We start from the raw sequence: 23,098 nt of genomic DNA on the forward strand, positions 1-23,098 counted from the left end.
CCACAGGTCGTAAGTGTCTTCCATGTCGGTGCGAGCGGAAATGTGATTGACTAGGCGCTCGGCAATGTCGGTCGAATTTTCAACTGGCCAAGGTTAAGTGCGGAGGTTCGCCGTCAATCGTGCGGCGTCCAGGTTGGAATGCACCCGCTACATCACTCGAGAGACCGTTCGGCTGGGCCGCGGCATGGGCCGGAAGGGTTGCCCCCAAATTACACCACGACGAATTCTACCGTCTCGGCAAGAAGCCGTTGGAGGCGAAGTAGGGGGAGCAGATGGACCACGTGGACAGGGTCCGGGCGATCCTGACGATGTCGCGGTACGAGAGGGCAATCTTCGGCCGGTAACGGTGGATGAACAGATTTTATTTTTAGGTGCGCGCTCTCGAGGTAACACCGCGGCCCTTTGATTTTGCTAGGAAATGTCAGCGGTCGTCGTGTTCCCTGGTAAGGGACATGGTGCGAAAAATAATCGCAAAAAGATCAACAACTGAAAGATATTAGCGGGATAGGGAGGAGGGGTTCGCTATTGTGTGTCAATGGTGTGCCAGCAAGTTTGAAATAGGTGAGCAATTTCAGTGCTGGCATGTCGGTCATTTGACACGATTTGGCGAATACCCACTTCTGACAAAACCCCCTGAGAAAGCCGATTCGCTCTTCATGTTTTTCAAATGGAGAGCTGTGTCATGTCAGACAAACTTCTGGTCAACCTCTGGGGCGCCACCATCAGCGCCGACGGTGTCTGGGCTATCGGAGCCGCGGTGGTCATCGTCGTGATTATCGCAATAGCCCGACGGGTGCGTCCGTAATCTTGGTAAAAACAAACCCGCAGATCATTAGGCTGGCGGGTGCTTCTAATCGGCGCGTTCGCGTTTTTCGCTCGCTGCGGTTACGAGATGCGCGAGAACAAGTTGATGATGCCGATGAAGAGGCCTTAGGGCTTTTAGGCTTTTCGGATGAAGGGGTGTCCAGGGTGGATTAGAGAAAGCCGCCCGTTGTTGCACATAATTGCCCACTCCTCCCGTTTTGAAAAACCCGGCGACTGAACATTCGTCTCCAGATAGAAGATGCTGCTGACTCTGGAACTTTCCGGTACCTGGAGGGCGATCTGCCCAAAATGCGATTCATGAATTGCCTCTTGGAATATCGGCACATCAGGCGGGGATGAGATCGTGCGACGGAACACCGTTAGTTTTGTATTTGGGCGATCGACGGTCGTGGATTTTTTGAAAGGGTTGACCTGAAAAGGATTTGTGAGCGCAACATCAACGAGAACGTCAATAATGGCGTGATAGGCAGGAGCAGGCGACTCGTTGGTGATAATACAACCGAGCAGGAATGACTTAGAAAGGTTGATTCCCGCAGTGAAGTCGGCAATGAGGATGTCTTTACCCGCCAAATCCAGGCCAACATGCAGGTCTGGCGTGGATGATCGCCGCATGATGTCCTTGATCTGGTAATCGTCCATCGCGACCGCTTCTAGCTCATAGCGTTTGTAGTATTTCTTATCGGGTGCCTGGTGTGGGCCGGTTTGGGTCGGTTCGACCGTGATGACGAAACCAAAACCCGTTGCGCTTAGCGGAATGCGCTGGACGGTCAGGCCGTCCATTCGAGGGTGGACGTTAGAACCAAGGATCTGATGCATCCATTCACGGGTGATTTTCTCATCGGTAACCCCATCATCGACGGCCGTGGGCTTATGGGTTTTCTTATCTTCCTCTATCCCGTAGATGATTTGGCCGCCCGCCGAATTGGCCATCGCAGACACGTCTTTGCAAAGCTCCAGGACATTTTTGCTGTCCCGCGTCAGGGCAGGGGATGCCTTGTATTCGATGGTAAGGGTTTCCTCGACTTGAGCATCAACCATCTTCTGGAAGTCGGCGCGATCGGCAATCGTGAAATCGGGCATGGGTGAACTCAGGTTGGAACGTCGAAGGCCAGGATGGTAACAATCACCTCGCGACGCGGGTCTTTGGAATTGCCAAAGGTGCACCGGAAACGGCTCGCGCCTTCCTTCTTGGGACCGTGTTTCAAATTCGGATGGCTAGTAAGAGAAGTCTCTATCGTTTTAAGCACGCCCGAGAAGTCCTTGTTTCGGTTGAACACCAAAACGGCCGTCTTCGTGTCACGCCAACTCAGATAATCTAGGAGCTGAGTTATCGTTGCGAGGAAGCTTTTCTCGCCTCCCCAGAATTTGCACTCAGCTATAAAAATGTTCCGGTCTTTGACCCGGATAAGAATGTCGGTCTTGCCTGTAAAGTTGAAGGTCTCGCCCGAAGCCGCACCTTCGAAGTGACCGTTCAACTGAACAAGGAAATGCTGGCGCAGGTTCTCTTCGCCCATAGTTTCAAATGCGGAAGGGCTACGTTCCATCACAAGCGCCATTGATTGGACAATATTCAGAATGGCCTGGTAGTTCGCCTCTTCGAGAACGGGCTCTGGTTCAAACGGTGCCGAGGTTGCGGGCAGCGCGGCCACGATCTTCTTTCGGACGAGCGGAGCAACGTACGTCTTTGGAGTGTCCGCCCTGGTGCGAATCGGAAAGGCTAACCCCGCCACCATTTTCCGAGCATCAAGCAATTTCTGTTTGCGCGCTTCGATTTCGGGCCGTAGCCGATTTGGGAGACTTTGGCGGTGCTCGTCTGTCATTGCGCGTTGGTAGCCAAGATATTCCTCGATCTCGTCGGATCTAACCTTAAATTGCTCATTGACGTGAGCGGGCTGCAGATTTTCGCCTCGCACGACGAGTATGATGTTGTTGTTGTGAAGATTAGCGCGGATTGCGCCGCCCCACCTTCCCGGGTTGATGTAGAGCATGCTTCCTTCGCCATCGAAGGGGATAATGAGCGCCAAGAGCGTACCCCGTAAACGCACCTCCCGTCCGTAATCCGGGTATTTGATTTCGACCTCATGCGGGCCATCAACGTACGCATCCGCTATCCGAAGGGTGGGCGGAGTGAGGCTGTATTTGTTCGACAGGTCGCTGACGATGTCCTCGGTAGGCGTATTCAGGAACGTGTCAGCAGGAATCTGCTGCACGGCTTGCAGTGCCTGCTGCACCTGGTAGGAAACCACATTGTGCATGTCCTGATTATTGAACAGCGCAACTGGTTCACCTAGGGCAAGGACGCTAACAATCACGGGATATGCTCCACAGAATCAGCTCGCCCAAGAGTCGCAGCCGCTGGGTCGATTGCAATAGGCTTTGCCAACCTGAGAAGGGTTGTACCGTGGCCAAGAAAAACTGCCCCTGTAGAGAATTAGGGCGGGGGCTCACACTGCTTTCACGGATGAGCAGATAGTTCAGTTCAAGGCCAAGCTCCTCGACTTCATCCGGGTACTGGCCAATCAACTAACGTCAATCAAGCTGCGAGCGATGTCGAAGCGTCCACGCAAACGCTTTGCACGAATGCCTCCCACTTTTCCATCGCTTCCCGCATTTTGGGGAGGTAGGTGTAGAGATCGTATGTTTCTTCCATAACCGTTCGGTTCGTCATTCTCCTCAACCTCAACCCATACCTTGCGGCGATAGGTGGCGGTGCCTAAGACTTTTTCATTGATGATGGGCGAGTTGCGAAAGACGAAACGATAATCCCGATGGCCGCTGAAACCAGCGCCCGGCTCAGAACCAATTCGAGTGACCGGTCATAATCAGCGGTCGCATAGGTAAATGAGAAGTCGTTGACAACTGAGAGCAGTATTGAAGCTCCGGTTCCGCAAGCAACTGCGACAGCCCGACTTCTAGTACGCTTAGCTCGCCTGGCCACAAAGACGGTCAGTGAGACAGTGACTACAAAGCTTACGAGCTGAGATATCGTATCGAGCATAAGGCCACATGATGGAAGTGTTTCACCAACTCTTAACACCTCAGCCTCGCCGATTTCGCGCTACCCCGATTCGTTCTTTGAGAACGGAATAGAGTCAGAGCGTGAACTCTATCCGTAAAGCTGCAACAGAACGGCATGAAGTTCGGATTGAAGCGCTGAGATGCGCGCTATTGCGTCTTTGAAAATCTGCTTAAACGTTTCCTCCTTGTAAACTGGAGATACGCGCGCGGCCATGATTTGTGGTTTGTAACCCAGAGCCAGAAAAAACGTATTCACAACCGTGCAATTGGGCTCGAAATAGTAGGCAACCGCATTGAGATCGTGTTGGAAAGATTGATCCTCGAACTGGAGCTGACCTAAAAGCTTTCGAAATTTGAAGAATACGGCGGGATCGGTTTTAGGTTGTGGCCCGGGCAGCTGAGATTTGTCGAAATTCTCAGATATTTTATTCTGTTTCGCGATGTTGAACTCAATCCATTTGGCTCTCGCCTTGGCAATGAAGTCATCTGGTAGGTCATCGTAAGCTACGCGGCCATTGAGAAGGCCGAATTCCTGCAGGACTTGTAAGTATTGTAACTTTGCAAGCTCGGGCCAAATCGAACCATCACTGCCGGGCAAGAACGGAATCTTCTGAACCGTCTTCGCGTCGTCTACTGTTGTCTTAAATGCAAGCTCGCGCCCATATAGTTCTTGGATGAACATGCTTTGGCGGTTTATGAGCTGTTCGGCCTCTTTCATACATTGCGCGTGGTTTGTGACGTACCCGCCGCCGACAGACAGCAGCAGCGCCGAGAGAAGCCATAGGACGATCCCGCTATTGATAAACGCCCAAAGCTTACTTTTCTTTGGCTCAACCGGCTTGGCCAGCCTCTCTCGAAGCATCCTGTTTCGGATCTTCTCGTATTTCGGCATTCTGGCCACGACGGGCTCCAATCGTTCGCTCGCCACGGTCCAATATGCATAACACAACTTGCACGATAAGGTCTGTCTTGCGATAAGCCAATTGCTCCCCGTGCGTTGGGGAGAAATATAGTTTGATGTCGGCGGCGATTAGAGACGCAATTTCGAAGCGATCGCGAGCAACTGGCCGAAGGTGAAGGGACGGGGCCTCAATGCGCGCCAGAGACATCGTTTAATGCTTGTCAGGTTCGTCGGTCCAAACGCAGAAGTTTGTGCGGGTCACGCGGCAAGTGATGTCGGAACGTCGATGCAAACGCCTTGGACGAATGCTTCCCACTTTTCCATCGCTTCGCGCATTTCGGGGAGGTACGTCCAGAGGTCGTAGGTGTCTTCCATGTCCGTGCGAGCGGAGATGTGGTTGACCAACCGCTCCGCGATATCGGGGCGGACTTTCAGGCGGCCGAGGTTTGTTCGAAACGTTCGGCGTAGGTCGTGCAATGTCCAGGGCGCAATGTTGGCGGTCTTGTCGAGAGCCTTCTTGCATTTGCTCCAACCGCTGAAAGGTCGGTCGCCCTCACGCACCGGCCCGCGAGCGGGGAAGAGCAGGGGACTATCGCGGTTCTCCTGAACTTTCTTGTGAATAATTGCCGAGGCCATTGGCCCGACTGGGAAGGTGTGCACCCGGTTGTTTTTGGTAAGTTCGCCGGGAAGCGTCACGGTTTGCTGATTGTGAGAGTAGTGGAGTTTAGCCAACGCTCCGGTCTCGCTGCGGCGTTGACCCATCAAGATGAGCAACCGGACGATTTCTCCAAACTCTCCTTCAGTCTGGCCGGCGGCATGCCAAACGGTTCGCAGCTCCTCGTCCGTCAGGATGCGCTTGCGCTTCTTAGACTTCGCAATCTGCATCCCTTCAAGCGGGTTGACGGTGATGTATCGCCGCTGTGGCCGGATAGCCCAGCGGAAGAATATCCGGCAGACGGCCAAGGCGTGGGCCTGCTCGCTGGGGGTATCGATCAAGGGGTCTGTGATGGCCGAAAGCATAAACGGGGTAACCGCGTCCATACGCTTCGGCTTGAGCGTTGGGAGGAAGTGCGTTTCGATCATCCTGCGGTAGTCCCGCTGGGTACGCGCCTTCCGGCGGGCGATGTAGTCCGTTTTGAAGATCTCGTAGGCCTCGCCGAAGGTCACCCGCTGACCGCTTAGGGGCGTCGCAGCAAGGAGCCGCTTGGCCTCCTTCCGGGCGTCGGCAAGACTGACGGCAGGGTAGTGGCCAATCCGGATGCGCCGTCGCTCCTGGCCTCGCATGACAATCCACGTGCGGCGATGCTTGCCGACTCGGATGCCAAAGGCAGGTGTCGTCTCGTCAAAATGCGTGCCCGCGGGAAGCGAACGCACGGTCAAATCGGTGAGGCGCGCGGTAGGCATTTGGCTCTTTTTGGCTCAGCAATCGCGCGTGCTGTGGTGTTACGCGCGTGAGCACTATGAGCGAGTTATGCCTGCAAATAAAGGATAACTTGCATTTCGACGTGCGCCATGTAGCACCATGAATCGGTGCAAAAAATAAATCGAAATCCGATGCTCTATCCAGCTGAGCTACGAGCGCGTGTGGGTCGATTATCAGACTTGGCTTGCGAGGGCCAGCAGCCCCGGCGCGTGTCCACCGATGCGGTGTCCGCGCCGTCTCCCGCCGCTTTTCCGCCCTCAGAAGCAGGGATGCCGGCGGCGGTCCTGGCCGATATAGGCGGCCGAGCTCTGGTAGCATTTGCTGGTCGAGGGGCCGTCGTAAAAGGCGAAGGTGCCCGCGTCCGGGCCGGGGCCGTAATTGTGCAGATAGCTGATGTGGTAGGGCAGGCCCCAATAGGCGTGCCGATAGTGGTGATGCCGGTGGTGCGGGTAGGCGGAGAGGTCGGCCGCGACGGCCGGGGTGAAGGCCACGGCGGCAGAGGCTGCCATGGCAACGGCGAACGCGGCAAAAAGCTGGATCTTGGTCATTGGCGGCCTCCGGGCATCACGCTGGAATCGGCCATTTGGGCCGCTCCATGGTTCATTTAACCCGGAATTGGGCGGAAAGCTGCGGGAAATCAGTCACAGCGCGCCAAAATTCGCCTTTTTGCGGATGCTTAACCGATTGCCAACACAGTCCGGCCAGAGTCTTGGGGTGAGGTCCGTCCGGGCCGACCCATCCTGACCAGGCATTTCGGTTTCGAACGTTCCATGCGCATCACGCCCCTTGCCTTGCTGTTTCTCGTTCTGGCTGCCGCGCCTGCGCGGGCGGATCTGCACATCACGCGCGACCATGGCGGCTATGTCGAGGAGTACAAGGCCAAGTACAAGCGCATCAAGGAGCGCGGCGAGCGCGTCGTCATCGACGGCATCTGCAATTCCGCCTGCACGCTGGTGTTCGGCATCGTGCCGATGAACAAGATCTGCGTGACGCCGAAGGCCAGCCTCGGGTTTCACCAGGCCTATTACGACAAGGCCTTCACCTTCGGCATCAAGGTCACCAGCATGGAAGGCACTTCCGACCTGATGTCCTATTACCCGGACACGGTGAAGGACTGGATCCGCCGCAATGGCGGCCTCACCACCGAGATGAAGAAGATCAAGAACGGCGTCGATCTCTGGAAGATCGTCGATCCCTGTCCAGACGAGTGGTAGGGCGAGCCGTCTCGCGCGTCGCGTCTTTCATGAGACTGTTGCTTGGACGCTCGGTGGATGGCAGGCTAAACGCCGATATCATCCCATCTTGGTGAAGTTCTCTCGTGAGTGGCAGGCAAAACAATCTTCTTGCTCAGGCCTTGCAACAAGGCGCGCAGGCGCTGCGAACGCAGCAGTTCGGTCTGGCGGAGAAGATTGCAACCGAGATCCTGAAATCGAGCCGCACCGACCGGAATGCGGCGCTGATCCTGGCTCACGCCCTGAGGGGCCAGAATCGGGCAGGCGAGGCGATTGCGCCGCTCGAAAGGGTTGCACGCCGCGGCAATGACGGGGAAATCGAGACCCTGCTTGGTGCATCGCTCTGCGATTCCGGGCGGGCGCCTGACGGCATCGAGCAACTCCGGCGCACCGCTGCGCGGCGCCCACTTTATTTGCCCGCCTTTCAGGAACTCGCAGGTCAGCTTGCCAAAGCCGGACGCTTCGATGAAGCCATCCAGACCATGCAAGACGGCGTCGAATTGGCCCCTGAGAGCGTCGACCTGAAGCTCGACCTCGGACGCCTGCTGCAGCAGAACGGCGAGCGTGCCAAGGCTCGCGACATCCTGACTGTCGCGCGTGACGCTGCGCCCGGACGCACCGATATCCTGAGCGAACTTGGCCGGGTGCTGCTCCTTGAGGGAGACTATACCGCTGCTGCGGATGCCTACCGGCACGCACTCGCGCTGCGTCCGGACGACGGCTTGACCCGTGCCAACCTCGCCACCTGTCTCATGGAGAAGGGAGAGCGCGACGCCGCCGAGGCGGCGCTCCGCGTAGTCATGAAGGGCCGACCCCATTTGCTTGGCCGTGCCGCCTACGTGCTTGCCGCGTCATCGCATGGCCGCTTCTTTTTCGATATGAGCGCGGTTGCGAAATTCCTTGGGGGAGAATCGTCTTGAACAGCTCAAGCACGATCCCGAGAAGCGGCTTCCTTGCGAGCAAGGCGAAACGCGTCAGCGCAAGAATCTAGGGTCTGAAATTCTTCCGGTAGAGATCGTGCTGCCGCCCCAGCTCATTTCGGAATTCGTGAACCCGCTTGGTTTCTTCCGCCGTGAAGACAGACGTCTGCGCGGTCCAGCTGTCTCGTTTGACGGGAATACACTGCGCGATCGGCGTGCCCTTCGGGAGGACGCCGCTGAAATTCCTGTCATGCCAGTGCGCAGGGAAGTGCACCCAGGTATCGGTATAAACGTCGCAATTGACCAACCCGGTGAGCGTGGTGAAGGGCAGATCGAAGCGATTGGCAGGGTGCGTGAAGTAGACCGCATACCCTTCCGGGGCTTCGATGGCCCACAGATTGTGGAATTTCATGAAGAAGCGCCCGGCGTCGAAAATCGGCGTGCCGGTGACCTGACCTGGATCGTGGAATCCGATTGGCGAGCGCGGAAAATCGAGTTCTCCTCCCGGAGGGATATCATTGTCCCAGGTGATCTCTCCGTTCTCGACCTTCAAGTCGCAGATCAGCGGTAGCAGAAACCCGTGGGTCATGGCGTCGACGAACGGCGGGCACCGCTTGACGGTTTCCTCGTCGCGCAGGTTGATCGAGCTGAAGGCTTTCGCCGGCATCGCCTTGAGCCAGTCGGGAACGCCCTGGGCGGCCGGCACCGGCCGCGGAAGATATCCTTCGAGTTCTCGCGGACAGCGAAATTTCAGGGTCAGTTTGTCGTTGGTGGGCATTGGGCGATTCCGTGGCCTGACTGGCGGCGTGACAATGTCACAGACTAAAGCGTTTTCAAGCGAAGTGGATACCGGTTCGCGCTAGGAAAACGCGTCGCGATCAATCGATCGTAGCGCACCGGGCGGATGGTTCAGGCACGGTCATCTCGCGGGCACTTCACGCAGCTCTGTCGACTTTTGGAGAAGGGCGGGGCGATAGGGCGGGTGAGGGTCGTCGTCATCGGGGATGGCGCAATACCCAAGTTCCTGGTGGATACGCTGGATCTCCATGACGCGATCGTTCAACCGCTGCAGATGCTCCAGCGACCTCGCCTTCCAGTAGCGGAACGTATCGTGCGTAATCGGCACGAAGGCGGTACCGAACAGCGTTGGATCGGGGACGATGGTCCGCCCAAGCATGAGGTATTTGTCGGAGCCAACGATGACGAGGGTGGCGTAATTGCGGGATGCGTTCGCCTTGAGGCCATTGAGCGACAATTCGCACAATTTGCTGAAGTAGGGCTCCTCGCGCCAGCGGTCGGGATGGTCGAGATCGACCTGGATGTTGAGCGCATCCAGGCTGAAATGCGGGACGATGCCAGTCGTCTCGGGGAACCAATCGTCATCGAAATGCCCTTGCAGCCAGGCGCAGCTGAACGACCGGCACTGTCGCGGACGCTGATCGTAGATCTCGCAGCCTCCGCCGGTCCGAATATGGTTGCAGACCGTGTTCACCGGTTTCCCGAGATCGGTCACTTCGAGCACCTTGCAGCACAGCGTGCATGTTCCACACTGCCGGACGCTCGGTGTCGACGGCGGTATCCCAATGGCCCATGCGCCCTGGCCCTCGCGAAACAGCAGCTTCTGCTTTTCCAGCGCGCTCAATGCACGCTCGACCTTGAGTCGGGACAGTCCGGTCGCGTCAATAATGCGTTTCGTCGTCGTCGCGCCACTTTCGACCGCCCGAACGACCACCAATGTCACTTGATCCATGTTTCCAGCCGGCTTCTTGTGCCTTGTTGTGGGCCGTCGGCATCGGCGGCGACAGATCGCCCGCACGTGGTATCGGGATAGCCGCAGCCGATGTTCGCGAGATACCACGAGCCTATCCGGGCAAACAAGATGCCGCAATGTGCAAGGGTTCCTCGGAAGGGTTCTTCGGAGCAACGTTGCCGTGACTGGCGGAGCGAGCCCTCGCTTTCGCGAAGCGGCTCTGCAGGGTCTGTTTGAAGTCCACCCGCCAATCACTGAGTTGCCCGACGGCGCAAGCCCTTGTGCGAAAATATTTCGCTTTATCAGAAGCGCAACTCAGTGTATGAATCTCCCCGTCCCACCCGATTGAGGGGCGAGCGCACGTCACGAACGCGCGGTGGGATGCGGTGGACGCTGATTGCGCAACTGACGAGAGCGCGTGAAGCGGACAGCGAAGTCGTGCAGGCCTGACGCCCCCAGTGGTAGGTGTCCTATCAGCAAGAGGCTACGCCCCGTGCTGATGGCGGTGACAAGCAAGCCTAGTCTCGCCGGGGAGAGCACGTATAAGCCGTAACCCATCGCGCAGGGAAAGCCGGAGTGCCTCCGCTGGACCTGTATGCTCGTGTGCGTTTCCTTTTCTACTCTTGCACACGAGACCGCGGGTGCAGCGTGCACCCGGCTTTCCCTGCGCCCTCTGCTTAGAGAGGGCGGAACGAAGAGCAAAGCTCGGGCGAATCATGTCGCGAGAATGCGGAGCTGCGTCCCCATCCACAGTGTCATCGCCCGGCCTGTGCGCAATTGCGCACATGGACCGGGCGACCCAGTACGCCGCGGCGCATCGACTCAATCACTGACGTCTCTGGAATACTGGATCGCCCGGACAAGCCGGGCGACGACAGCACCAACCTGGTCAGAGCATCGCCTCGCATCACGCCCCGCAAAAAATCGCGATTGCCCGCCGCCACATCTTCAGGCAATGACGGCCGCAAATGAACAAAAGCTTCGAGGAAACTGCCGCTCGTCTGGCACCGGCGATTTTTGTCGTGCTGTGGAGCACGGGATTCATCGCCACCAAATACGTCATCAACAATGCCGAGCCGCTGACCTATCTGGCGATCCGGATGGCGCTCGTGGTGGTGGTGATGGCTGTTATCGCCGCGGTCGCGCGGCCGAAATGGCCTGATTGGACCGGCGTGATGCACAGCGCGGTGGCTGGCATCCTGGTGCATGGCATCTATCTCGGCGGCACCGCAATCGCGATCGCGCATTCGATACCGGCCGGGCTGTCGGCGCTGATCCCGGGCCTGCAGCCGATCCTGACCTCGACGATTGCCAACCGCTGGTTAGGGGAGCGCGTCACGCCGCTGCAATGGGGCGGGCTTGTGCTCGGTCTCGCCGGTGTCGTCTTGATCCTGCACAACCGGCCGATGACGGGCGAGGCGGGCTGGGGCTGGTTCGCTTCCGGCGTCTCGCTGATCAGCATCACGCTCGGCACGCTCTATCAGCGGCGCTACTGCAACGCGATCGACTGGCGCGCCGGCAATCTCGTGCAGTACATCGCGGTCACGATCTTCTTTGCGATCGGCGCATGGCTGTTCGAAGCCAATGTCGTGCACTGGACCGGCGAATTCATCCTGGGCCTGGCGTGGCTGGTGTTTGCGCTGTCGATCGGTTCGATCGGGCTGTTGTACTGGCTGATCCGCCACCATGCCGCGACCTCGGTCGCGAGCCTGTTCTATCTGGTGCCGGCGGTGACCGCGCTGATGGCCTATGTGCTGTTCGGCGAGCGGCTCGACACTGTCGCGATCGTGGGCATGGCCGCTTGCGCAGGGGCGGTGCTGCTGGTCAATCGTCGCGCTTAGTCCTTGCCGCGGATCTTGGCGTAGGCGGCCAGCGCGCGCTCGCGGCCCTGCTTGTGATCGACGATCGGCTGCGGATAGGTCTTGCCGAGTTCGATGCCGGCGCTTGCGAGTTCGATCGGCGTCGCGGTCCAGGGCTGATGGATCAGGTTGTCGGGCAGGCGAGTGAGCTCCGGCACCCAGCGCCTGACATAGCCACCGTCAGGATCGAACTTCTCGCCCTGCAGGATCGGATTGAAGACGCGGAAATAGGGCGCGGCATCGGCGCCAGAACCCGCGACCCATTGCCAGTTGGCGGGATTGGAGCCGGCATCGGCATCAACCAGCGTGTCCCAGAACCATTGTTCGCCGGCGCGCCAGTCGATCAGGAGATGCTTGACCAGGAACGAGGCCACCACCATCCGCACCCGGTTGTGCATCACGCCGGTGTGCCAGAGCTGACGCATGCCGGCGTCGACGATCGGATAGCCGGTCCGGCCGCGCTGCCAGGCCTTGAGCGCCTTGGCGTCGCGCTTCCACGGAAAGCCGTCGAAATGCGCCTGCAGGTTCCGATCGGCCAGATCGGGGACGTCGAACAGCAGATGGCGGCAGAATTCGCGCCAGCCGAGTTCGCTGAGGAATTTGTCGACGTTGCCGACAAGGCGAGGGTGCTCGGCGGCGGCGAAGCGGGCGGCGTGCCAGACCTGGCGCGGGCTGATCTCGCCGAAGCGCAGATGCGGCGACAGGCGCGAGGTGCCGTCGCGGTCAGGCCGGTCACGGTCGCCGCTGTAGCCGCTGATACCATCATCGAGGAATGCCTTGAGCTGCGCCTGCGCCGCGGCCTCGCCGGGACGCCAGCTCTCGCGGAGGCCGCCGGCCCAATCGGGCCGCGTCGGCTCGAGCGCCCAGTCGCTGACGGCCTCGCTCGCGATGCCGGGAACGGATATGAGCTTCTTCGGCGCCGGCAACGGCTTGGGTGGATCGCCGAGCCCTTGCACGCGCCGCCAGAAAGGCGTGAACACGCGAAGGCCGCGGTTCTCCTTGTTCCGGATCGCCTTGGGTTCGACGAGCAGGTCGCCCGGGAGGATTTGCGAAGAGATGCCGTTACTTGCGAGCGCGGCCTCAACATCCCCGGCAACGGCTTGATGCGGCGCCTGCGCGATGTCGTTCCAGAACACGGCGTTGGCATTGGCTTCGCGCGCCAGCGCGGCGATCGCGCTCGCCGCCGGTCCCTTGCGCAGCACCAGCGATCCGCCGATCGTTGCGAGATCGTTGCCGAGTGCGCGCAGCGATTGCGCGAGCCACCAGCGCGCCGCGCCCCCGAGGGGGCGCGCGGCCGGTGGTTTCAGTGCGCGGCTTTCTTCGTCCAGCACATAGAGACAAGTTACCGGCACACCGCGGCTGGCTGCTTCGTGCAGGGCCGGGTGATCCGACAGCCGCAGGTCGTCGCGGAACCAGACGATGATCGGCTGAGTGGGTGTCACCCCTACGTTACGTGCCTGCCGTTACTTCGGTTGCGGCACGATCCGGATATAAGGCTTCGGCGACTTCCAGCCGTCCGGATAGATCGTCTTGGCCTCGTCGTCGCTGACCGAGCCCGCGATGATCACGTCCTCGCCCTGCTTCCAGTCGGCGGGGGTGGCGACGCGATGCTTGGCGGTCAGCTGCAGCGAGTCGATCACGCGCAGGATCTCCTGAAAGTTCCGGCCAGTGGTCATCGGATAGACCAGCACCAGCTTGATCTTCTTGTCCGGGCCGATGACGAAGACATTGCGAACGGTCAAATTGTCGGCGGCGGTGCGGGTGAGGGGGTCGCCGGAGGTCGAGGCCGGCAGCATGTCATAGAGTTTCGACACATTGAAATCGGTGTCGCCGATCATCGGATAGTTCGGTGCGGCGCCCTGGCTCTCCTTGATGTCCTCGGCCCATTTGGCGTGGCGGTCGACCGGGTCGACCGACAGGCCGAGCAGCTTGACGCCGCGCTTGTCGAATTCAGGCTTGAGATGGGCGAGCGCCCCGAGCTCGGTGGTGCAGACCGGGGTGAAGTCCTTCGGGTGGGAGAACAGCAGTGCCCAGCTGCTGCCGATCCAGTCGTGGAACTTAATTTTGCCCTCGGTGGTCTGGGCTTCGAAGTCAGGGGCCGTCGCGCCAATCTGAAGTGCCATGATCTTACCTCATGCTATTGAAGTTGCTGATTAATCTGATTTCGAAGCGTCGCCGTCACTATACGAGGCAGCGAGGCACAAGTGAACCGGGCGACGAAAAAGGCGAAATCCTTCCCCGTGGAGAGGAATACGGAGCAACTTGTTTTGATCCTTGCCCCTGCGACGAAATAACAACTGCGACAGTAAAAGCTTGGAAATGCCCAGATAATGCCTTTTATGACCGCCATCTCACCGGTGCCGGCTGCTATACGACCGAACCGTGACAGTGATCACAGCGACCAAATAGCAACCATCTAAAAATCTCGGAACACAAGTTCCGAATCATTAACCACTCGTTTACGCCCGCATGGAAAAGCTGGCCTAAGAATAGGAATTGAAAGTCACACTATGTCCGCCCCAAGTACCAAGACCGCTGAGGCTCTCAGCGGTGCGTTGCAACCCTCCTGCCGCAGCACCGCCGCCCATGCACTGACCATCGTGCGCGACGGCGTCATTACCGGCGAAGGCCCGACCACCAAGGGCCGTATCCATTTCTCCCGGTCGCTCGATGCCGATGACGCCAAATGGTGCGCGCGCATCCTGACGGCTGACGCCGTCGCGGATCAGCCGATCAGCCGGGCCGAGGTCGAGGCGCTGTTCCAGATCGACGAGGCCGCCGCCGAGCGTAGCGATGACGGCCGGTTCGACGACCTGCTCGCCAAGGCGGTCGCGCATCATGCCGCGTCCGAGTCCGGCCTGCCGGTGCCGCCCCGCGCGGTGGCGCTGTCACCCGACACCGACATCGAGGGCTGGGCGCCGGCGCGGGCGACCAAGATCGACACCAAGGTTTTGGAGTGGATCGCAAGCCAGATGCGCGGCAAGCGCCGCGCCGGTCATGCGCTGGCGGCCATGGTTGCGACGCTGGTCGGCGCGACCGCGCTGCCGCTCGCGACGCAGCTGCCCAACGTGTTCGATATCGGGATGATGTAAGCCATCATCCCGATCGCAAGATCTTCTTGAGAGCGGCGGGGGTTACTTCCCCGCCGTTTTCTGTTTGTCGTCGGCCTCGAGCCCGAGCGTCCGCCCCGGGAACCCGGCGACGTCGAAATAGCGGGTCGAGAGCACGCGCTGGAACTTGATCACGGTCCGCAAGCCGTTGGCCGAAGGCTTCGAGGTGAGGGTGCCGTCCGCCATCTTCGGGACGATGCCGTTCGGCAGCGCCTCCGACATCACCCGGCCGGTCAGCCCGCCATTGTTCGGGGCGCGCAGGCCGAGCAGCTGGGCCGCGGTGATGCCGACATCGGCGTTGCTGACCGGAAGCGGATCGACATAGCCGGACTTGAAGTCCGGGCCGATCGCCGCGGTGAAGTTGTAGGTGTCGCCGCGGCTGAAGCTGCCATGCATGCCCTGGCCCTGGCGCAGCACGGTGTCGGCGATCTGCACCGAGCAGTTGGTCGGGATCTCGCAGCCGCTCGACCACGAGCGGAAATTGACCACGATCGACGGGTTCGGCGTCGTCGCCTTGCCCTTCAGATTGAGGTTCGACATCGGCAGCGTGCCGGGGAATTTGCCGAGCTTGTCGTCGACAAACAGCCCGCTGATATAGTCCTGCTCGAGCAGCGCCTTGACGACGCGGTCGGTGAGCTTCTTGTCCCGGTTCGGCAGATAGATCAGGTCCGAGCCCCCATTGGTCGCGATCACGACATCAGGCTTGGCCGGATCCTGGCCGAGCACGCCATTGCCGGCCTTGGGGTGGGCATTGTCGGCGACCTTCGCGTTCTTGTCGTTCGGATCGTATAGCGGCAGGTTCAGCGCCTTGGCGAGATCGATCGCCAGGAATCCCATGGGCAGGAAATCCTTCGGCGTGTCGTCGTAGGCGATCCTGGCCGAGGGGCTGGTCTTGCTCTCCTTCGATATGGTCGAGAAGCCGTGGTCGGAGGAGACGATGATGTTGGTGGTGGCGGAAAGCCCGAGCTCGTCGAGCGCCTTGCGCAGCTGCGCCAGATTGTTGTCGGCGTTCCTGATGCCGGCCAGCGAGGTCGGGCCGTTGATGCCGGGGGTGATGGTGTTGAGGCTGTCGCCGGTGTTGTGCTGGCTGCCGTCGGGATCGCGCGACCAGAACACCAGCACGAACGGCTTGTTGCGCGTTTTGAACATCGGCAGCACGACCTTGGTCGCGACGTCGGCCGTGTAGGCCTGCTGCGCAACGTTGGCGACCGTCGTGCCGGGTGTCACGGCATCGCCGGCCTTGGCATTGTCGCCGCGGCCGGGGGTGGCCAGCGGCAAATTGGCTTTGGTCAGCGCGTCCTTCATCTCGTCGGAGATCGGAACGCCGGTCTTGCCGCCGGTGGAATCGTCGATCACGATGGTGTTCTTGCCGCGATCGGTGTGGTCGAACAGCAGCGTCGGGCCGACCTTGCCGATCGCTGCCGTGCTGAAGCCCTCGCGGCGGGCCATCTTCAGCAGCGTCTCTTCGTTGAGATAGTCGCCGTTGAAATGATCGTCGATGTCGGCAAGCACAGCATCATTCTCGATGAAGGGAACGACCGTGTCGCCGGCCGGCACCGAGCTGTAGCCGGTATAGATCGTATTGGAGAAGGTGCCGGTGTCGCCGAGATAATGCCCGGTCGACAGCGCCGAGCTGTTCGCCATCGTGAAGGTCGGAAACAGTGAATGCGAATTCTTGAAATGCACACCCTTGTCGCGGATCGCGGCCATCGCAGGTGCGGTTTCCGGCGTCACGATGCCGCCGCGCAGGCCGTCCGGAACGAACAGGATGAGGTTGCGGGGTTTGGCGTTCTGCGCCGAGGCGGCCCCCGCCGACAACGCGATCATGCTGGCGGACAACAGTGCAATGGCGCGACGCATTTATGATTTCCCCATGAAAAGCAGCCCGCGGCTGGTCGCCGCCGTCCTCGTTTAGTTTTGTCACATGACAGAATTGTTACAGTGCCTTCCCGGCGCGCCAATAGCCCCAGTTTTTCCAACCGAGCGCCGCCCAACAAGCCGTCATTCCGCGGGCTGAACAGCCGTGCTCTCATTGCGCGCACCATGACCGGCATGACCGTACCGCGCATACAGCGCCGGCAGCACGGCGAGCGTCAGCAGGGTTGCGCTGATCAGGCCGCCGATCACGACGGTGGCGAGCGGTTTCTGCACCTCGGCGCCGGTGCCGGTGGCGAACGCCATCGGGACGAAGCCCAGCGAAGCAACCAGCGCGGTCATCACGACGGGCCGGAAGCGGGTCAGGGCGCCTTGCTCGATCGCTGACAGCATCGGCACGCCTTGCTCGCGCAATTGGCGGATGTAGCTCAACATCACCAGCCCGTTCAGCACGGCGACGCCCGACAGCGCGATGAAGCCGACCGCAGCCGAGATCGAGAACGGCATGCCGCGCAGCCAAAGCGCGGCGACGCCGCCGGTCAGCGCCAGCGGCACGGCGCTGAACACCAGGAGCGCGTCGCGCGCCGAGCCCATGGCCGCAAGCAGCAACAGGAAGATCATCGCAAAGCAGGCTGGCACGACGATGCCGAGGCGTTGGCGGGCCGCGGCCAGGTTTTCGGACTGGCCGCCCCAAATCATCCAGTAGCCCGGCGGCAGCTTCACCGATTGCGCCACTTTGGCTTGTGCATCCTCGACCACCGAGCCGAGGTCGCGGCCGCGGACATTGGCCGTGACCACGATGCGGCGCTTGCCGTTCTCGCGGCTGATCTGGTTCGGTCCTTCGGTGAAGGAAAATTTCGCCACGCGGTTGAGCGGCAGGCTCTGCACGGCTGAGTTCGGCGTCGCCTTCGGCAACGCGACCGGCAGGTTGCTCAGCGCCTCGAGATCGGAGCGCACGCTTTCCGGCAGCCGAACCACGATGTCGAAGCTGCGGTCGCCCTCGTACACGACGCCGGCGTCCTGGCCGCCGACTGCGGCGCCGATCACATCCTGCACGGCCGAGACGCTGAGGCCACGGCGGGCGATTGCCGCCTTGTCGACCTTGATCTCGAGCACGGGGAGGCCACCGGCCTGCTCGACCTTGACGTCGGTCGCGTCCCGCACCGTGCGTAGCGCAGACGCAACCTCGTTGGCGGCCTTCAGCATCGGTTCGAACTCGTCGCCGAACACCTTGACCGCGATATCGCCGCGAACTCCGGCGATCAGTTCGTTGAAGCGCATCTGGATCGGCTGGGTGAATTCGTAGACGTTCCCCGGCAACCGGCCGACCGCTTTGGATATCTCCTCGATCAGCCGCTCCTTGGTCATCGACGGATCCGGCCATTGCGCGCGCGGCTTCAGGATGATGAAGGTGTCGGATGCGTTGGGTGGCATCGGATCGCTCGCCACTTCCGCAGTGCCGGTCTTGGAGAAGACGAACGACACCTGCGGAAAGCGGCTAACGGTCTTCTCGACGGACAATTGCATCGCCTGCGATTGCGACAACGCGGTGCTGGGAATCCGCAGCGCGTGCATGGCAATGTTCTTCTCGTCGAGCGAGGGGATGAACTCCTGGCCCAGGCGACTGAAGCCGAACAAAGCGGCCGCGAACAGCACGACCGCAACCGCAATCACCGGCACGGGCGTTGCGACCGCGCGTAGCAGCAACGGATGGTACCGGCCCTTCAACGCCGCAACGAGGCGGTTTTCCTTCTCCTGCACGCGGCCGGTGATGGCGAGTGCGATCAGCGCTGGAACCAGCGTCAGCGACAGCACGAAGGCGGCGGCGAGCGCGAGGATCACGGTCAGCGCCATCGGCTCGAACATCTTGCCTTCGACGCCGGTGAAGGTGAGCAGCGGCACATAGACCAGCAGGATGATGGCCTGTCCATAAAGGGTTGGCTGGACCATTTCTACGGCTGAGGCACGCACCGTGGCGAGCCGCTCGTCACGGGTGAGGACGCGGCCGAGCGCCTGCTGCTTGTCGGCGAGGTGGCGCAGGCTGTTCTCGGTGATGATGACGGCGCCGTCGACGATCAGGCCGAAGTCCAGCGCGCCGAGGCTCATCAGATTGGCGCTGATCCGCCCCTGCCACATGCCGATGGCGGTCATCAGCATGGCGACCGGGATCACCAGCGCCGTGATCAGCGCCGCTCGGAAATTGCCCAGTAGCACGAACAGCACCGCGATGACGAGGAGTGCGCCTTCGGTCAGGTTTCGGGCCACCGTGCCGATGGTCGCATCGACCAGCTGGGTGCGATCCAGCACCGTCTTGACCTCGACACCCGCGGGCAATGACGGCGCGATGGCACGCAGCCGCCGCTCGACGGCGGCTGAGATTGTCCGGCTGTTGGCGCCGATCAGCATCAGTGCCGTGCCGATCACAACCTCGCGGCCGTTCTCGCTGGCGCTGCCGGTGCGGGTCTCGCCGCCGATCGACACCGTCGCGATATCGCGGATCCGGACCGGGACGCCGCCGCGGGTGGTGACGACGACGGCACCGAGTTCGTCGACGGTCTCGATGCGGCCGCCGGACCGCACCACAAATCCTTCGCCGTTGCGCTCGATATAGCGCGCGCCGCGGCTGACATTGTTGCCCTCGATGGCCTTGGCGACGTCGGCAAAGGTCAGGCCGAGCGCGATCAGCTTCGCCGCATCAGGCTGGACCTGGTACTGCTTGAGATAGCCGCCGATCGAATCGATACCGGCAACGCCCGGCACCATCTTGATCTGCGGCTTGATGATCCAATCCTGCACCGTGCGCAGATAGGCGTCCTTCTCGACATCGCTTCGCAGGACCTGGCCATCCGCCGTGAGGAAACGGCCGTCGCTTTGCAGGCCCGGCATGCCGTCGGTTGGCACGGGTTGCCCGGAGAAGTGGACGGTCCACATGGTGATTTCGCCAAGGCCGGTCGAGGTCGGACCGATCCGCGGCTCGATGCCTTGCGGCAGACGCGTGCGGACCTCGGTCAGACGCTCACCGACCTGCTGGCGGGCGAAATAGATGTCGGTCGCCTCGCTGAATACAGCCGTGATCTGCGAGAAGCCGTTGCGCGACAACGACCGCGTGCTCTCCAGTCCCGGCGCTCCGGCCAGCGCGGTCTCGATCGGGAAGGTGACCTGTTTCTCGATCTCCGTCGGCGACAGTGCCGGCGCCGTGGTGTTGATCTGGACCTGCTTGTTTGTGATGTCAGGCACCGCGTCGATCGGCAGCCTGGTCAGCGCGATGCCGCCGAGCAGCATCAGGATGGCGGCGAGGGTGACGACGACCCAGCGACGCTCGATCGCAAGGGCGATGATGCGCTCAATCATGATCGTGCTCCGCATCGTCCTTCTCGAGTTCGGCCTTCAGGGTGAAGGTGTTTTCCAGCGCGATGGTCTCGCCGGCGGCAAGACCGGCCAGGACCTCGACATCATCGTCGTCTTCCCGGCCGGTGCGCACCGACCTCGCTTCGAAGCCGTCGGCTTGGCGCACGAAGACGGTCGGCGTGCCCTTGATGGTCTGCAGCGCCTTTTTCGGCACGATCACCAGCGATGGCGCACCTGTGAGGGGGACCTCCGCCGTGACGAACGTGCCGGGCTTCCAGCGATGCTCCCTGTTCGACATGGTCGCGATGACGCGCGCGTTGCGGGTCTCGCGATCAAGCAGGGGGCTGACGAAGATCACGTCTGCGACGGCTTCATCCTCGCTGCCGATGGCGCGGATCCTGACCGGAACGCCTTCGCGAACCGAGCCGATGTCTTCTGGTGAGACGGCAAGATCGACCCAGATGTCGTCGAGATTGACGATGACGAAGAGCTCACTCTCCTGGCCCTCGCGGCCAATCAATCCGCCGAGATCGACGCGCCGCTCCGAGACGCGGCCCGAGATCGGCGAGCGCAGGAACTGCTTGCGCAGGCTTTCAGGGGGCTGGCTCGGCAGGTCGGCGATCTCGCCTTCCGACAGGCCCAGCGCAAACAATTTCTGCCGCGCGCCGTCCAGCTTGATCTGGGCATCGTTCGCGGTCAGCCGCGTGCGCAGGAACTCGTTCTCCGACACAATGCGGCTCTCGACCAGCGTCTTCTGCCTGGCATAGAGCGTCTGCTGCAGGTCATTGGTTAGCCGTGCGGCGAGGTATTCGCTCTTGGCATCGGCCACCTCGCGACTCTCGATGGTGGCGACGATCTCGCCCTTCTCGACGCTGTCGCCGAGCCGCTTGCGCAGTTCCGCGACCGTCGCCAGCACGCGCACCGACACGCGGCCGATGTGATCGGCATCGGGGATCAGCGATCCCGGCGCAAGGAAATGCCGTTTCAGCATGCCGCCGCTGGCTAGCGCGAGCGTAATGCCGGCTTCCCGAATCTGGTCTTCGTTCAGCTCAATGTGTCCTGATTCAATGTGTCCCGGCGCCTGATGCCCGGCCTCGACCTTCCGCGACTTCGCCGTGGCCGTCTGCTGCGTCGTAGCCGGGACGGGCATTGGCCATCCGGCCCATGCCTCTGCCAGAACGACGAGCCCAATGCCGGCGACGACACCGGCGGAAAATAGAACAATCCGTTTCATCTGCGTCTCTCCGCGAGCGCAGGCCAATGGCCTTGCGCTGTCGCAACATCGATATGTGCGGAAACCTGCTCGCTGCCTGATGGCAGCGAGACGCGACCGGTGATGCCGATCAGATCAGGCGCGTGGCGGCTTGAATGGAGAGAGGTGGTCGGCCGATGCCGGCAGGCCCATGCTGACGTCGCCATAGGCATGCGGCGCATACGCGATGGCAACCACGGTGTCCTGCGGCGCGACGGAGGCAACGTGGGTCAGGCAGTGATCGCCGTGCAGCGATGCCGGGTGGGTTGGAGCCTTGCCACCGGTGTCGTCGATCGACTGCGCGATGGACACGGCAAATCCTGCGTCGTCGTCGCCGTCGGACATCCAGCCATGGAAGAAGGACAGCACCAGTGCCAGCGAAATCAATCCCGCGAGCAGACCGCGCCATCGGCGCGATGCTGCTTTGTGTGAGGAAGACTGAGTCGTGGCCGATGAAGCGCCCATGCGCCCTAGTTAGCGCCGCACTCCCGCGCATTCAAGCGCAAGCGCACGACAGAATTGTCGCGAATACTATAACGTTACATGCTGGCTGTGCCGCGACGCATCAGCCATCGGCGCGCGGCGACGACGGCCCAGACCGCTTCGACCAGGCCGAATGGCCAAGCACCCTGCAGGAATCCGTAGATCGAGCCAAGCGCACACGCGACCGCGAATGCGAGGATGAACCACGGGCTGCGCTCTTCGGCCGCATAGCAGACGAGCATCATGCTCACGGCGAACAATCCGAACAGGGTGAGTGCATCCATCGAACGGCAAGACCCCGGTCACATCAGCGTTGGCATCTGACCATGCCATGGGTGGAATATCCATCTGGCCCCGTGCGCGGGCGCCCCGCGTCAAGCGACCGGCAGAGGGCGCGCGGATGAATCGACGCACCCGACTACCGCCGTAAGCAAAAGTTTAAGGCCTGCGACATAAGATCGCTTGATAAACGTATTCGCGCTAACCGCCGGTTAACCATGCGGCTTCTGCCAATCAAGGATCCCGAGCGGTCCTGGCGCAACATCAAGGCACAGTGGAAGAAGGACGCTGAAGGCGTCGGGGAGGAATTTGCCACCTTCGGCGGCTTCGCCGCCCTGGAGGCGCTGACCTCCAAGGAAGAGGATAGTCAGGGCCTGTATTATCTGACCGACGGTGAGCGCGTTCACGCGGTCTGCCAGGTCAGGCGTCTGCTGATGAGCAAATATCCGACGCCTGCCTTGCGCGCGCGCTTCGTCAACGTCTCGCCGATCTATGACCTCGGCCTTGCCGCTACCAGCGACTACGCCCAGATGCTCGTCGCGCTGTTCTCCGGCGTCGTCTGGCTGTCGCGGGATGCGCTGTCGGCCAGCCACATCCGCTTCTTCCTGAAGAGCCCGGGCGACTCGCAATTCTTCGCGCCACTTCAGGTCGCGACGCCGCTTTCACCGTTCTCGAAGTTCACCATCGAGGGGGCGCTGATCGAGTGCAGCCTGAAAGAGGCGAGGGCGGCGCCCGGAGCGGTGAGGGCGGCTTCCTGACGACGTATTGCCGGGGCGGGCCGCCGTTGGGTGTGTGGACACCTTAACCGACCGATAACTGACTT

Annotated in this window: 20 protein-coding genes; 6 read left to right on the forward strand and 14 right to left on the reverse strand. The window is 61.0% G+C overall.

Annotated features, from left to right (window positions below; genetic code table 11):
* Positions 1 to 682 precede the first annotated feature (682 nt).
* Complete coding sequence (locus UP09_RS38740; RefSeq protein WP_283805997.1) at positions 683 to 805, forward strand: hypothetical protein; 123 nt, start codon at positions 683 to 685, stop codon at positions 803 to 805.
* Between the two features lie 134 nt (positions 806 to 939).
* Here UP09_RS38740 and UP09_RS07660 read toward each other — a convergent pair whose 3' ends face one another.
* The 5 genes from UP09_RS07660 to UP09_RS07680 form a co-directional block, all read right to left on the reverse strand.
* On the reverse strand, positions 940 to 1,905 hold the full coding sequence (locus tag UP09_RS07660; RefSeq protein WP_044537481.1) for an AlbA family DNA-binding domain-containing protein: 966 nt from the start codon (positions 1,903 to 1,905) through the stop codon (positions 940 to 942).
* Between the two features lie 8 nt (positions 1,906 to 1,913).
* Positions 1,914 to 3,137 carry a hypothetical protein gene (locus tag UP09_RS07665; RefSeq protein WP_156164511.1) on the reverse strand — a complete coding sequence of 408 codons (1,224 nt, stop codon included), beginning with the start codon at positions 3,135 to 3,137 and terminating at the stop codon, positions 1,914 to 1,916.
* Positions 3,138 to 3,931: 794 nt separating this feature from the next.
* A complete protein-coding gene (locus UP09_RS07670) occupies positions 3,932 to 4,744 on the reverse strand; it encodes a hypothetical protein (protein WP_156164512.1) in 813 nt (270 codons plus the stop codon).
* 258 nt (positions 4,745 to 5,002) lie between these two features.
* Complete coding sequence (locus UP09_RS07675; protein ID WP_044537484.1) at positions 5,003 to 6,148, reverse strand: tyrosine-type recombinase/integrase; 1,146 nt, start codon at positions 6,146 to 6,148, stop codon at positions 5,003 to 5,005.
* 276 nt (positions 6,149 to 6,424) lie between these two features.
* Entirely contained in the window at positions 6,425 to 6,715 is a 291-nt protein-coding gene (locus UP09_RS07680) for a hypothetical protein (protein ID WP_044537485.1), read from the reverse strand.
* A 222-nt stretch (positions 6,716 to 6,937) separates the two neighbouring features.
* On the opposite strand from UP09_RS07680, the gene UP09_RS07685 reads away from it, so the two are divergent.
* Complete coding sequence (locus UP09_RS07685) at positions 6,938 to 7,381, forward strand: hypothetical protein (protein WP_044537486.1); 444 nt, start codon at positions 6,938 to 6,940, stop codon at positions 7,379 to 7,381.
* Between the two features lie 104 nt (positions 7,382 to 7,485).
* Positions 7,486 to 8,319, forward strand: coding sequence for a tetratricopeptide repeat protein (locus UP09_RS07690; RefSeq protein WP_082070032.1), 834 nt, complete (start codon positions 7,486 to 7,488; stop codon positions 8,317 to 8,319).
* 67 nt (positions 8,320 to 8,386) lie between these two features.
* On the opposite strand, the gene UP09_RS07695 is transcribed toward UP09_RS07690, so the two are convergent.
* Together UP09_RS07695 and UP09_RS07700 are read right to left on the reverse strand one after the other, a co-directional pair.
* Entirely contained in the window at positions 8,387 to 9,097 is a 711-nt protein-coding gene (locus tag UP09_RS07695; protein WP_044537488.1) for a hypothetical protein, read from the reverse strand.
* 141 nt (positions 9,098 to 9,238) lie between these two features.
* Positions 9,239 to 10,069 carry a hypothetical protein gene (locus UP09_RS07700; RefSeq protein ID WP_044537489.1) on the reverse strand — a complete coding sequence of 277 codons (831 nt, stop codon included), beginning with the start codon at positions 10,067 to 10,069 and terminating at the stop codon, positions 9,239 to 9,241.
* Between the two features lie 968 nt (positions 10,070 to 11,037).
* Between UP09_RS07700 and UP09_RS07705 the strand changes: the two genes are divergently transcribed.
* Positions 11,038 to 11,910 carry a DMT family transporter gene (locus UP09_RS07705; RefSeq protein ID WP_044537490.1) on the forward strand — a complete coding sequence of 291 codons (873 nt, stop codon included), beginning with the start codon at positions 11,038 to 11,040 and terminating at the stop codon, positions 11,908 to 11,910.
* Here UP09_RS07705 and UP09_RS07710 read toward each other — a convergent pair.
* Both UP09_RS07710 and UP09_RS07715 read right to left on the reverse strand, forming a co-directional pair.
* Positions 11,907 to 13,370, reverse strand: coding sequence for a cryptochrome/photolyase family protein (locus tag UP09_RS07710; RefSeq protein ID WP_044537491.1), 1,464 nt, complete (start codon positions 13,368 to 13,370; stop codon positions 11,907 to 11,909). The two genes, UP09_RS07705 and UP09_RS07710, sit on opposite strands and share 4 nt — an antisense overlap.
* A 21-nt stretch (positions 13,371 to 13,391) precedes the next feature.
* Positions 13,392 to 14,051 (reverse strand): peroxiredoxin, encoded by a 660-nt coding sequence (locus UP09_RS07715; RefSeq protein WP_044537492.1) that lies wholly within the window; start codon positions 14,049 to 14,051, stop codon positions 13,392 to 13,394.
* Between the two features lie 387 nt (positions 14,052 to 14,438).
* Between UP09_RS07715 and UP09_RS07720 the strand changes: the two genes are divergently transcribed.
* Positions 14,439 to 15,020 carry a hypothetical protein gene (locus UP09_RS07720; RefSeq protein ID WP_044537493.1) on the forward strand — a complete coding sequence of 194 codons (582 nt, stop codon included), beginning with the start codon at positions 14,439 to 14,441 and terminating at the stop codon, positions 15,018 to 15,020.
* Between the two features lie 42 nt (positions 15,021 to 15,062).
* On the opposite strand, the gene UP09_RS07725 is transcribed toward UP09_RS07720, so the two are convergent.
* The 5 genes from UP09_RS07725 to UP09_RS07745 form a co-directional block, all read right to left on the reverse strand.
* Complete coding sequence (locus UP09_RS07725; protein ID WP_044537494.1) at positions 15,063 to 16,898, reverse strand: alkaline phosphatase family protein; 1,836 nt, start codon at positions 16,896 to 16,898, stop codon at positions 15,063 to 15,065.
* 141 nt (positions 16,899 to 17,039) lie between these two features.
* Positions 17,040 to 20,264: an efflux RND transporter permease subunit gene (locus tag UP09_RS07730; protein WP_044537542.1), complete on the reverse strand. Its 3,225-nt coding sequence runs from the start codon at positions 20,262 to 20,264 to the stop codon at positions 17,040 to 17,042.
* Positions 20,257 to 21,495 (reverse strand): efflux RND transporter periplasmic adaptor subunit, encoded by a 1,239-nt coding sequence (locus UP09_RS07735; RefSeq protein ID WP_044537495.1) that lies wholly within the window; start codon positions 21,493 to 21,495, stop codon positions 20,257 to 20,259. Before UP09_RS07735 ends, UP09_RS07730 begins: the two co-directional genes overlap by 8 nt.
* 114 nt (positions 21,496 to 21,609) lie before the next feature.
* Entirely contained in the window at positions 21,610 to 21,900 is a 291-nt protein-coding gene (locus UP09_RS07740) for a hypothetical protein (protein ID WP_044537496.1), read from the reverse strand.
* Positions 21,901 to 22,052: 152 nt separating this feature from the next.
* Positions 22,053 to 22,280 carry a hypothetical protein gene (locus UP09_RS07745; RefSeq protein ID WP_044537497.1) on the reverse strand — a complete coding sequence of 76 codons (228 nt, stop codon included), beginning with the start codon at positions 22,278 to 22,280 and terminating at the stop codon, positions 22,053 to 22,055.
* Between the two features lie 213 nt (positions 22,281 to 22,493).
* On the opposite strand from UP09_RS07745, the gene UP09_RS07750 reads away from it, so the two are divergent.
* The gene (locus UP09_RS07750) at positions 22,494 to 23,033 is read left to right on the forward strand and encodes a hypothetical protein (protein WP_044537498.1); all 540 of its coding nucleotides are present in this window, start codon (positions 22,494 to 22,496) and stop codon (positions 23,031 to 23,033) included.
* The last annotated feature ends 65 nt before the right edge of the window (positions 23,034 to 23,098 follow it).

The sequence above is a fragment of the Bradyrhizobium sp. LTSP885 genome (assembly GCF_000938305.1).
Lineage (GTDB): Bacteria > Pseudomonadota > Alphaproteobacteria > Rhizobiales > Xanthobacteraceae > Bradyrhizobium.